The sequence below is a fragment of the Nostoc sp. 'Peltigera membranacea cyanobiont' 232 genome (assembly GCF_002245985.1).
Classification (GTDB): Bacteria; Cyanobacteriota; Cyanobacteriia; order Cyanobacteriales; family Nostocaceae; genus Nostoc.
The window spans coordinates 18,173-30,402 of sequence record NZ_NOLK01000045.1 but is presented as its reverse complement, the minus strand read 5'-3'; the positions used below and the strand labels follow the sequence as shown (position 1 = coordinate 30,402).

General features: G+C 41.9%; 11 protein-coding genes. 1 reads left to right on the top strand and 10 read right to left on the bottom strand.

Translation table 11 applies throughout. The features are described from left to right. Positions 1-13: 13 nt before the first annotated feature. The 10 genes from CDG79_RS16975 to CDG79_RS16930 all read right to left on the bottom strand — a co-directional run bounded on the left by CDG79_RS16975 (position 14) and on the right by CDG79_RS16930 (position 10,471). Complete coding sequence (locus CDG79_RS16975) at positions 14-757, bottom strand: toll/interleukin-1 receptor domain-containing protein (protein WP_094343162.1); 744 nt, start codon at positions 755-757, stop codon at positions 14-16. Between the two features lie 410 nt (positions 758-1,167). Next, the gene (locus CDG79_RS16970) at positions 1,168-2,886 is read right to left on the bottom strand and encodes an NAD+ synthase (protein WP_094343161.1); all 1,719 of its coding nucleotides are present in this window, start codon (positions 2,884-2,886) and stop codon (positions 1,168-1,170) included. 228 nt (positions 2,887-3,114) lie between these two features. Then, positions 3,115-3,861, bottom strand: a complete 747-nt coding sequence (locus CDG79_RS16965) for an NUDIX hydrolase (protein WP_094332339.1) — start codon at positions 3,859-3,861, stop codon at positions 3,115-3,117. After that, entirely contained in the window at positions 3,822-4,421 is a 600-nt protein-coding gene (locus tag CDG79_RS16960) for a nicotinate-nucleotide adenylyltransferase (protein WP_094343160.1), read from the bottom strand. Before CDG79_RS16960 ends, CDG79_RS16965 begins: the two co-directional genes overlap by 40 nt. Positions 4,422-4,486: 65 nt before the next feature. Further along, the gene (locus CDG79_RS16955) at positions 4,487-5,902 is read right to left on the bottom strand and encodes a nicotinate phosphoribosyltransferase (RefSeq protein ID WP_094343159.1); all 1,416 of its coding nucleotides are present in this window, start codon (positions 5,900-5,902) and stop codon (positions 4,487-4,489) included. Between the two features lie 222 nt (positions 5,903-6,124). Then, entirely contained in the window at positions 6,125-6,829 is a 705-nt protein-coding gene (locus tag CDG79_RS16950; protein WP_094343158.1) for a mobilization protein, read from the bottom strand. Between the two features lie 363 nt (positions 6,830-7,192). Further along, positions 7,193-7,909 (bottom strand): pirin family protein, encoded by a 717-nt coding sequence (locus CDG79_RS16945; RefSeq protein ID WP_094343157.1) that lies wholly within the window; start codon positions 7,907-7,909, stop codon positions 7,193-7,195. 474 nt (positions 7,910-8,383) lie between these two features. Continuing rightward, the gene (gene dps / locus CDG79_RS16940; RefSeq protein ID WP_094343156.1) at positions 8,384-8,962 is read right to left on the bottom strand and encodes a DNA starvation/stationary phase protection protein Dps; all 579 of its coding nucleotides are present in this window, start codon (positions 8,960-8,962) and stop codon (positions 8,384-8,386) included. A gap of 241 nt (positions 8,963-9,203) precedes the next feature. Further along, entirely contained in the window at positions 9,204-9,620 is a 417-nt protein-coding gene (locus CDG79_RS16935) for a hypothetical protein (RefSeq protein ID WP_094343155.1), read from the bottom strand. Then, positions 9,617-10,471: an FAD-binding domain-containing protein gene (locus tag CDG79_RS16930; RefSeq protein ID WP_094343154.1), complete on the bottom strand. Its 855-nt coding sequence runs from the start codon at positions 10,469-10,471 to the stop codon at positions 9,617-9,619. Before CDG79_RS16930 ends, CDG79_RS16935 begins: the two co-directional genes overlap by 4 nt. A 640-nt stretch (positions 10,472-11,111) precedes the next feature. On the opposite strand from CDG79_RS16930, the gene CDG79_RS16925 reads away from it, so the two are divergent. Next, the gene (locus CDG79_RS16925) at positions 11,112-12,170 is read left to right on the top strand and encodes a glycosyltransferase family 4 protein (protein WP_094343153.1); all 1,059 of its coding nucleotides are present in this window, start codon (positions 11,112-11,114) and stop codon (positions 12,168-12,170) included. Positions 12,171-12,230 lie beyond the last annotated feature (60 nt).

Below are 12,230 nucleotides of genomic sequence, written 5' to 3'. Positions count from 1 at the left end.
GTTTAAAAGAAAACTACAAAAGCTTTTGCTCGATTTCCTCAAGCTGCCGATCTAATCTACTCTGTTCTGTTTGGCTTTCCTGAATTTGCACCTCTAGCTTCAGTTTTGTAGATACATCGGTTTCAATGGAGTAAGCTTGGCGCAACCGACCTAATTTTGTGCTAGCCAGGTCATACTGTTGTTGCAGTGAATCCCGTTCTTGCTCCAATCTCCGACGCTGGCGCTCAGTTAATCCCCCATTCGTTGCCAAAGGGCTGGAAGTCGCAGTTGTAGTAGTTCCAGAAGCAGTTGAGGAGGAGGTTTTTGATTTGGCAATATCTTCAACTACTCTGCGAATCCCTTGAGCGACATTTAAAAAAGCCTCATCTTGGTCTGGCCAGGTTGTCACAGGTTTAGCATTTTTAGGGAGTGCTTGCAGTTTACCAAAAGGCGCACCATTCCAATCTGTCGGCTTAAGAATAACCGGAATTACACGAGTTTCCCGCGTTTCGTGTCGCTCCATTGCTCGTGTCATTTCTTTGTCATAACAGTAATCTGAAGCCAAAAAGTTAGCACTCACCAGCAGCAGAATGATATCTGCAACTTCCAGATTGTCATCGATCGCATTTGCCCATTCACTCCCAGCAGTGATTTCGCGATCGTGCCAAGCTTCAATAACTCCTTGACGTTTCATCATGCTAAGATGAGTTGCCAGTTCGTCTCGCAACACTTCATCTTTGTGGGAGTAGGAAAAAAATACTTTAACCGCATTAGACATATTCTTAAATCTACTTCATTAAATAGCTGTATATGAGTATAGGATTACTATTTGATTTTTGAACGAAATTAGGTATTGTAGAGTGTGTTAGAACGGAGTTCGTAACGCACTATTATCAAGGGTTTGATGCGTTACGCTGTCGCTAACACATCCTACGGATATTTTCAGAAATCAAACCGGATTCCTATATATAAGTTAATTTTCCCAGAATAAAAACCCAAACGGAGAATATTTATTTAATGTGAGTTCGACGGGTTATGTAGTGTCAGTCTAATCAGCCTAATAAAAAAGATTTTACTATGCAAAATCTGTCCCTCTTTGCATCGAAGAAGGACAGATTTTAATAAAAGTTCAAGGTAGGGAGAGGTTTGATAACTAATTACTTAATTTGCGGATGAGCATTTTGTCCATCACAACAAACTAAGATTAGGTGTAGCTGTGGTTTTAGCCTGGTAAGCCTTTTTGACACCAACCCAGTTACTAGCAATTGGCATTCTCCAACCAGTTCCGAAGGCGCGATCGGTGATTTTTAATCCGGGGGGTGCTTGTCGCCGTTTAAATTCAGCCCGCGCTACCATTTGAATTACTCTATCTACAATTACCGAATCGTGACCGGCTGCAACAATTTGCGCTGCTGATTGGTGATTGTGAACCAGGCGTTGCAAAATATCGTCCAAAATTTCGTAAGGCGGTAGAGAGTCTCGATCGACTTGACCTGGTTTGAGTTCGGCGCTGGGTGCTTTAGTCAAGACATTTTGCGGGATGATTTCATTATTGCGATTTAACCATTGGCAAAGTGAATAAACACGGGTTTTAGGTACATCTGCAATCACCGCTAACCCGCCATTCATATCGCCGTAGAGAGTACAGTAACCCACAGCCATTTCTGACTTGTTACCAGTAGATAAAAGCAGGTAGCCAAATTTATTAGCGATCGCCATTAATAAATTACCGCGAATCCGAGACTGGATATTCTCTTCAGCTAGTCCAAACTCAGTACCTGCAAACAAATCACCTAAAGTTCGATCGAAGCCTTGCATTAACTCGCCAATTGGTAAAAGATTAGTCTTAATCCCCAAATTTTCGGCTAACGCCACAGCATCACTAATGGAATGCTCCGAACTGTAAGGGGAAGGCATGAGAACACCGAGGACATTTTCTTTACCAAGTGCAGCAGTTGCGATCGCAGCTACGATTGCCGAGTCAATCCCACCACTTAAACCCAACACTACTTTAGAAAACCGACACTTACGAGCATAATCTCGCACTCCCAAAACCAAAGCTTGCCAAATTTCTTCATCTTCCGATTCATATATCGGTTCTACAGAACTCAACTGTAAATCGCGTTGTGTTTCATCAAATTCAACTACTAATAAATCGGTGTCAAAACCACAGGCGCGACACATAACTTCACCTTGACGATTTAAGGCAAAACTACGCCCATCAAAAATTAGGTCATCATTTCCGCCAACCTGATTAGCATAAATAATCGGTTGTTGAAAACGGACTGCACTATGCTTGAGCATTGTTTCTCGAAGCTGCTGCTTACCGACTGTGTAGGGCGAAGCAGATAAATTCACAATCAAATCTACACCCAAAATTGCTAAATCAGCAATCGGATTTACTGCATAAGTCCGTTTGCCCCAGAATTCCTCATCGTTCCATAAATCTTCGCAAATAGTTACGCCAATATGGATATCATCTAAAGTGAAATAATTAGCTTGTAACCCTGCTTCAAAATAGCGACGTTCGTCAAATACATCGTAAGTAGGCAAAAGTCGCTTGTGAAAAGCTTGCTTAATCTTGCCATTCTCTAACAAAACTATGCTGTTAAATAAGGTTTTACCGCCACTAATATGTGCTTGGATATTCGGTTCAACAGTTCCTACCAACACGGCCAAATTTGGCGGTAAATCTTGAGCTAGGTTTTGTAAAGTGATGCCCATCGCTTCCACAAAACTAGGATTTAGTAATAAATCTCGTGGTGGATAGCCACATAAAGAAAGTTCTGGTGTTAGTAATAAACGCGCACCGCTAGATGCTGCGCGTTGTGCCGCCTCAAGAATTTTTTGGGCATTTAAAAGCAAATCACCAATTGTCGGATTAATTTGAGCGATCGCAATTTTCATATTATTTGTCATTAGTCATTGGTCATTTGTCATTTGTCAAGAGTCACTTATGACTTTTGACTTTGCAATCCGGTTCGGTTAACGTTTTAATATTTTGAAGATCCCCCCAACCCCCTTAAAAAGAGAGGCTTATAACCCTCTTCTACCCCCTTTTTAAGGGGGTCGCCGCAGGCGGGGGGATCTTAACCGAAAGGGATTGCAGGAATTTGGACTCTGTAAAGTGATTGGTTAAATAAACACCAAAGGTTTATCTTTTAAGGGAGCAAAAGCTTCCGCATCAAACTTATACAAACTAGCAGGACGGCCAGCACCCCGTGATACCTTAATTCCGGTATCGCATAAAAAACCTAATTTGAGTAGACGCGCCCGAAAATTAGAATAATCGGAAAAGTTATCACCTAAAACTGTGGCGTATAACTGATATAAATCGTTTAAGGTAAACATTTCTGGCAAGACTTCAAAAGCTACCGGGCTATACTCTAATTTATTACGCAACCGCCTGTGGCCATAAGCCAGAATTTCATTATGGTCAAAAGCTAATTGCGGTACTTGTTTTACCGGATACCAAGCTATGCCAGTCATGCGATCGGCAATCAATTCGGCTTCCTCAAATCGCACTAGGGCAAAGTAACTAACTGATAGATAACGCACACCATAACTATCAGTTGCTTCCCGTGGATCGCGATTTGGCCCGCCAAATGTATAGAGTTGTTCTAAGTAGAGATTGTTGACCTTAATTTTCTCTGCCATAATGCGATAGGCGGCATCTTCTAAAGACTCTCCGGGACGCACTAAAGTACCGGGAAGACTCCAATGATTTAAAAATGGTTCTTGCTGTCGCATTACAAGTAGAACTAACAGCCGATTTTGTACAGTATCTACAGAAAAAATTACATTATCAACACCAACCTTGAAATCGGCCAAAGGTTGTTGGTTTAACGGAGTTGGTATATTTTTTTGTGAACGTCCTGGCATTCGTACAAATGCTCTTGATTAATATAGGCAACTACAGGGGCTGTGAGGGCTTGAGAATCTCCATGTTCGCGGTATGCTGTTGAGGAAATATCTAGACCGGTCAGACTAGCGATCGCAATTTTCCCTCCCAGCTTTTGCACTACCTCTGAACTAGACTCATCTATTGCATATCCGGGTCGCGGTACAATCAGTAGTTGCACTTGCTGTAACAAATCTTCAATGCGATACCAACGTGGTAGCTGACTCAGTAAATCTGAACCAATAATCAACGTCAATTCAGCGTCTTCACCCCAAGTAATCTTCGCTTTCTCAACTGTTTCCAGTGTTTGGAAGCTACTTAATTCTTGTTCCAAAGCAATATTGTGCCTTGGCGTGTCTATATCCGCAATCAACAGTCGCAACATTGCCGCCCGATGTTCTAGGGGTGTTTGATGAGACTTAAATGGATTATCTGCTGCCCAAACCGCTACCCAATCATAACGCTCAGACAACCAACTCAGAATTTTTTCATGTCCCGCAGTTGGTGGATCGGCACTAGTACCAAACAAAGCAACTCTCATAATAATTCGTAATTCGTAATTCGTAATTCGTAGTTCGTAATTAAGACATACCGAAAGAGTAATTATTACCTCTGTGAACTGTGCGCCTCTGTGGTTCGTTTCTTAGTTTCCTCTGTCAACTGTTGCAGTGCGGCAGAAATCTCCACTTGCACCCCCACAGGACGATCCAAACACCGTGTTTCTTGTGGCAAACTAGCAACTGAGACAGCAGTCCGCTGACGAATTGTTGCCAACGATTCCAATGGCTGTATCCGTTCACCTTCTTGCACTACTAACTGCAACAAAGGTTCTTCTTCTTGAGGAATTTCACCTAAGAGTCCCAATCTGTCTGCTTTTACCTTACCTCCTGTAAACGAGCGAAAAATCTGCTTGCGTCCTGGATAAGTAACCTTACCACTTGACTGCTTCATGACTGGGATACCATCAATGTCTACGAGTTTATAGACTCCATTTACAGGCGAACCTGTAACTAATCGGGTTCCCAGTCCGTAACCATCAATTTGCGCCCCAGCAGCTTTTAACCTGGCAATTTCCCACTCATCCAAATCGCCACTGGCAAAAATTGGTACACCGGGAAGGAGCGATCGCACCTGTTTCGATAAGGTAACTAAATCTCCTGAGTCCAATCGCACTCCTGTTAATTGCATTTCCCCGGAGTTTACTTTTTGGGCCAAGCGTTGGGCAGCAGCAACGGTATCGTAAGTATCAATCAGCAACGGCGCACCCGGAAAATATCGATGAAATGCACTAAAAGCTTGTTCTTCAGTGCCTTCTATTGCTGACAACGCCATCACCAGGGCGTGCGCCATCGTACCACTTGGCTGTTGGCCCAGTTGTAGCGCTGCTAACACATTGGAGGTGGAATCTAACCCACCCGCCAAGGCAGCCCGCGCCGCCCACAAAGACCCTTGGGGACTAAATGCGCGTCTTGTACCAAATTCTAAAAGTGTTGCTGATTCGCCTGCTACATCCCGCAACCTTGCTGCTTTTGTGGCAATCAAAGTCTGGTAATTAATCGTATTTAAGAGGTAAGTTTCCACTAGTTGCGCTTGCCAAAGCGGTGCTTCCACCCGCAACAGTGGTTGATTGGCAAATACAGCTGTCCCTTCTGGTACTGCCCAAACATCACCCGTAAATTTACCCTCAGCTAAAAGTGACCAAAAGCGATCGCCTGCATGAGCAAAAATTCCCGTCGCCTGTAATGCTGCAATTTGCGATGGACTAAAGCGGAATTTGGTTAAATATTCCAATGCCTGTGTTAGCCCCATTGCAATTAAATAACCAAAACCCTCTGGCAATCGTCTGACAGACAACTCAAAGCTGGCCCGTCGTTGTTCGATACCTTCGCCTGTGTAACAAGCTGCCATCGTCAATTGGTAAAGATCCGTCAGCAAGCTGTAGTCTTCCACAGAGAGGTTTAGTTCCTGGTTCTGCTGGCTTTGCTGTTTATATACATAGTCCAAATCTGGCAAAGTTGTCATGCAAGAGATTCCTTACAAGATGCTTCTCTTATTTATGGTAATATTCACCATAAATAATGTCAACTACCGTTAAGGATATTTTAGAGATTGCTCTATAAAGTAGGTTTATGGGCAAATTTATACTAGCTTTATAAAATACTTAATATTTTTTAATAGTAAAAGCTAGTAATAATGTTTATCAGACCTCTTGTAAGAGGTCTAATGACTAATGACTAATGACCGCTATTCAACTTTTTCATACCAGATACCTACTTTCTCAAAAGCACCATAAGCAAGCTTGAGAAAATTCACTACTCTCTGTTTCCCAATTATCCCAAATTCTTTATACTCTCTAGCCTCTGCAAACGTTAGGCGATTTTGGTCAATTATGTTTCTTTCTCTGTATGCTAACTTCGGAAAATCTATAATTTTTATCGGATATTTATTTACTATGTTCTGAAAGTTGGAGTCTGACTCTAGATGCTCCCAATCATCACATAGCCCCAAATTCCTCACCAGAATATGAGGGATTTTCTCACCGTAAGTATTCACTGACTGATTAAACAGGTTGATGCTGTCGTATCCTCCTGTCGATACAAACCATTTGCAAAACATCACTCCTTGCGAACTTCCTAGTTCAAGTAATTGATTAGATTCAATCCACCCTTGTACTGCTCTATGGGATTGTGCAGATAAATTCACAATTACTGGCTTCTCTACCGCCCACTCAAATATTCTATCTGCCTTATTTGCCTGTCGTTCATTCTCACTAAACACAGCATACTTACATATTTCCTTATATACCCCTGCGACATCTGGATTCGATCTATCTGTCTCCACTGGTACAAACGGGATTCTCTTATCTAGACAATACTGAATCATTGTCCTGGCAAAGAGAGATTTTCCTACCCCGCCTTTTTCACCATCTACAAAATGAATCGTTGGCATTACAGCGACCTCTAATATTTATTAAAGTCTGATACATCTTTCCCAGGCTAAGAACTTTTTGGCGATCGCCGCCTAATTGTTTTGGTAGTTTTGTGAGAAAGTATAACCTTTCTTCAGAGCCGATTGAAGGTCAATTTCGTAGAAAGTAAACGCTTTCTGGTGGTGATAGTTCTTTTTTGTCCTTCTCTTCTAGCTTGTCTAGGGAAGTTAGAGTCGCTTAAGGATTCGTAATGCCATGCCTGTGGAGGGCTAGTCCTACGTAAATCCGCACCCAATCGAGAAATATTTCCTCTCACAAAGCATAATAGGGTGGGCATTCAATGCCCACCCTATAAGCTAGCTTTTCAGCAAACAGACTTAAGATTAGCCCAAATCGAAAAGCAAGATTTTGCCGCCGATGTTGGTGCTAATTTCTAGCTGTTCTTCGCCGTTGATTTGCACGCCATCACCTGCTCTGAGTTCTTCACCATTCAGGTTAACTATACCTTGGGCTACTTGTAACCAGGCATAGCGATCGCTTTTGACTTGATAATTAACAACATCACCATCTTCTAAAACAGATGTGTATAAATCCACATCTTGGTGAATTATTACAGCACCATCACGCCCATCTTTAGCAGCAATTAAGCGTAATTTGCCGCGCTTTTCTTCTAGAGGAAAAGCTTTTTGTTCGTATCTTGGTGTCAATCCTTCTTCATCGGGAAGAATCCAGATTTGTAGCAAGTGTAGTGGTTCAGTTGGTGAAGGATTAAATTCACTGTGGCTGATTCCAGTTCCAGCGCTCATAATTTGGGCATCACCGGGGCGAATTACTGAGCCTGTACCCAAGCTGTCTTTATGCTCTACAGCCCCTTCTAAGACATAAGTGAGGATTTCCATGTCACGATGACTATGGGTAGGGAATCCAGCACCGGGAGCGATGCGATCGTCGTTAATCACACGCAGAGAGCGAAATCCCATCCGGTTGGGATCGTAAAAACTACCGAAGGAAAATGTATGATAACTATCGAGCCAGCCCATTTTAGCGTGACCACGGGCATTGCGATCGTGAATTAAGTGGGTAATTGTATTTTGAGACATAAATTTACCTCTTTGTTAATGAGTATTTAGTTAGGAAGCGCTCAATTTTGGATTTTAGATTTTAGATAGCGGAGTGTCTTTTGGATTACAGGAAAAATCTAAAATTGGCAGAGTTTGAAATCAAAATGGAATTAGCATACCTTTTCACCAACCTAATAACTTCTTCAAGTTTAAGTAGGTGGGTGAGAAAATTTATAACTATGTCATTGCGAACGCAACGAAGTGGAGTGAAGCAATCACAAGGTTTTCACCGCTTTTACTTTTCGTTACATAGTTATATTTATTTGTGCCTGCCTACTTAAGTATTGATTTTGATGGAGAACTTGTTGAAGATATTTGGAATTTCTTGACTTCGTTTTGAACTATTTCAATAGTAAGGTATATACATATAAATGAAAAGTACGCACTTAAAAGTGACGTACTTACCAAAAAGATACTATTAGATTTAAGAAAGACTACTTTTCTCAAAAGTGCTTATTTTACGGTAGCAGGGATCTTTTGAGTTTTAGTAGTACCTGCTTTGCCATTGCCATTCTCTGCCTTAATTTCTGCTACTTGCAGATGAGCTTCTAAGAACCAGAGGCGTTTGTCAATGGTGCGGGAGATTTCGGTGTAAAGATCGGCGGTATCGAGATCGTCTAATTCATCAGTTTTAGCGATCGCGTCTCTAAGATGTTTAGCATAGAGGGCATAACGATCTGCTAAGGCTGTTACATGGTCTTTACCATCCAAAATATCTAAGGCATATTCTGGCAGAATTGAATTACTAGCTGCGGCGCGGGCTGTTCCAAAAGCGTATCCGCCTAAAGCTGTAATCCGTTCAGCTACCATATCGATGTACTGTTCCAATTCCCCAGCAAGTTCATCAAATAATAAGTGTAGCTGATAGAAGTCAGTTCCTTTAACATTCCAGTGCGCTTGCTTTGCTTGGGTTTTAAGATCCGAAGTAGCTGCTAAGGTTTGGTTAAGAAGTACTACGATTTGCACTCGCGCTTCGGCGGGAATGTCAATGCGGGTGGGGTACAAACGTGATGTAATGCTGTTGTCGCTCATGATTTTACGTTGTTAATGCCTTTTAAATCTAACTTTACAGATACTAGTTGGTTGTGCGAAACTCTCTGACGATGGATTATATTAATGGCTGGATGTGTTACTGTATATAGCTTATACAATTTTTAATTGAGAATTTTTCGGCAAAAGGGTCAAATGACAAATGACATTAGATGCGATGGTTTTCTATGGTATTAAATGTACCACCGAAAAGGCGATCGCTTATTACAATATTACAATTGGGCTATTCAAAAACATAATCTTGAGCCACTTTCCAGTAGCGTGAGAACCGCTTCAGGTCAATATAGCCATCATAATCAAAAAATGGTTCTACCTCTACCACTTCCACTGCTATAGAACCCTCTATTTGATTGCAGATGTCATTAAATCGGGGACTGGGACTGTTGGCTGTGACAACTAAATTCGCATCATGTTCTTTCGCAAAAGCTAAAATTTCTTGTACCACATCACCACGACGGATAACAACGGGTAACTCTAGCAAGCATTCGTAAATAAACGTGAGGCGTTTAAGACTCAATTGCCATTCATCTATCAAAGCCTCATCCCAAACCCAAATAGCTGGCGCATTTGGGTATTTTTGCAATCCTGGGTTGTATGGACTGAGGCAGTCTCCATGTACCCAAACAATTGATTTATTCATTTTTTACCTCTCTTTCCACGCTGCCAACTTTGGCTATTGGCTTGTTTGCTAAATTCCCCTTTAGGAAAAAGTCGCTGTTCTAATTCTTCATAGCTGTCTTCAAAATCACAATGGCCGTAAAGGGGACATTTCTGGCAATAAATACTTTTGGTGTAGCGTTCCAAATTTTCACGGTTGAAAAAATACGGTTTATGACTAAAGGTGCTAGCAACCCACTGCCATGACATATTATTGCTAGCAGGATCTCCATCTAAAAGGTGTTCGAGAAACCACTTCGCTCCTGCTTGCCAATGAATCCGCCGCCAATGAACAATATAAGCGGCTAGCCACATCCGGGCGTGGTTATGTAAATAGCCAGTTTCTTTTAAATCACGACTAAAATTGTCAATGCAGACTCTGCCTGTGGTTCCTTGTTTGATATCTTGCGGCAATTCCGATGCATATTCAGCCACAGTGTAACCAGTTTTATACTCTTCCTGGTCTTTCCAGATTCCATCCCCTAACTTTACATACAACCGTTGCCAGTAGTCGCGCCAAGCTAACTCGTTAATTAGTTTCGTCGCATCGTTTTGGTGCTGTACCCGTTCAAGGACATAATCTCGAATTTCTCGCAAACTCAAAACGCCATAGCGGATGTAAGGCGAAAGTCGCGTGACCGCACCCGTGAAAAAATTACGTGTTTGCGCGTAGCTTACTGGGTTGATTTGTTGCAGCATTTTTTGTGCGGCTTTGCGTCCCCCTAGAGTTTCGCTGATGTAGCGATCGCGTTCTGCTGCACCTGGGAATTGTTCGCGGAGGTAAGCTACCAACTCATCGCGGTTGGTAAATTCGCGTTGCATATCTTTAGACATTACTAATTTTGACTCTTGACGATCGCTACTTTAGTAAATCTTAATCTTAAGCGACCTTTCAAAGCTTCAATTCCAACTTTCATGACTATCAGCTTGCTAAAGTATAGGACTTATATAGGACTAGTATTTGATTTCTGAAAAAATCTAAGTATGTGTAGGGTGTGTTACGGCTTCTGTAACGCACCAAAACATAAAGGGTGGTGCGTTAAGCCTACGGCATAACACACCCTACGTGTATTTCAAAAATCAAATATGAGTCCTATATTTGATTTTTGAACAAGATTCAGTACACATCTATACCCTTCTTTTCTATTCCCTGTTCCCTACCTACGCAGATAATTTCAGGAATCAAATCGGATCGCTGCTGATGCTGGTGTAGCCATTGGAAATAGAAAATAAGTCTCTAGCGACTGAAATAGCAGATTCGGTCTTTAAAGTTTTGGAGTTTTACCCCGATTTATCGAGCCGTTACTGAATAAGTCTTTAAGCTAAGTAACTCGTTATCAGCGCTATTAGTCAGTAGTGAGTGGTGAATTTTACCGACTATTGACTACTTTTTAGCTGTCGCTGAATACCTCAATAATTATGTTGATTGATACTCAGTTACTTGTCTTAAATTTTTATACATCTCTAAAACATTATGCGAATCATACATATTTTAAACCACGTTCAAGAGATCGGTAACGGTATTGTAAATGTGGCTGTGGACTTGGCTTGTTTACAGGCAAAATCTGGTTATGAGGTAGCGGTTATTTCTGCTGGTGGTGAATATGAAAAATTACTAAATGTATGTGGTGTCAAACACTACCAACTAGACCAAACGAGGAAACCGATAAGTATTATCAAAGCGGCTGTGCGTTACCGAGCGATCGCAGCAGAATTTCAGCCGGATATTGTTCATGCTCACATGATGACGGGGGTAATTCTAGCCCGCATTTTTAAAGGAAATAAATATACTTTAGTTTCCACAGTCCACAACGAATTTCAGCGTTCCAGTTTGCTGATGGGTTTAGCTGACAGGGTAATTGCCGTTAGCAAGGCGGTACGAGATTCTATGGCAAAGCGGGGTATCCCAGAAAACAAGTTGCGGGTAGTATGCAATGGAACTTTGGGCAGTCCCCGTACCAGGCAAATACAAGATTATCAACCTTTAGGGTTACAACGTCCAGCGATCGCAACTGTAGCCGGTATGTATCAACGCAAAGGTATCGCTGAGTTAATCGCTGCCTTTGAAAAAATTGCCCCTGATTTTCCCCAAGCGCACCTTTATTTGGTAGGAAATGGCCCGGATAAACAGCTATTTGAGGCACAAGCACAAGCAACTTCTGTAAAAGAACGGATTCATTTTGAAGGCTTCCAGCCAGAACCTCAACGCTACCTTATATCTTGTGACATATTTGTGTTAGCTTCCCATCGCGATCCTTGCCCTCTGGTACTTTCCGAAGCTAGAGAAGCTGGAATTGCGATCGTTGGCACTCAAGTAGATGGGATTCCTGAAGCTTTGGACAATGGGCAAGCAGGTCTTTTAGTGCCAGCAAAAGATAGTAAGGCTTTGGCTGGGGTTTTAGTGCAATTACTGAGTAATGCCGATATGCTGCATGAGTGGAAAAATCGGGCAAATCAAAACCTCCAATGGTTGAGTGTTGCCCGCGTTCATCAGGAAACATTGGCAGTGTATCGTGAGTTAATTACAGATTAAAGGGGATTGGGGACTGGGAATTGGGAATTGGGTATGGATTATTTATTCTCCTTTTCCCTA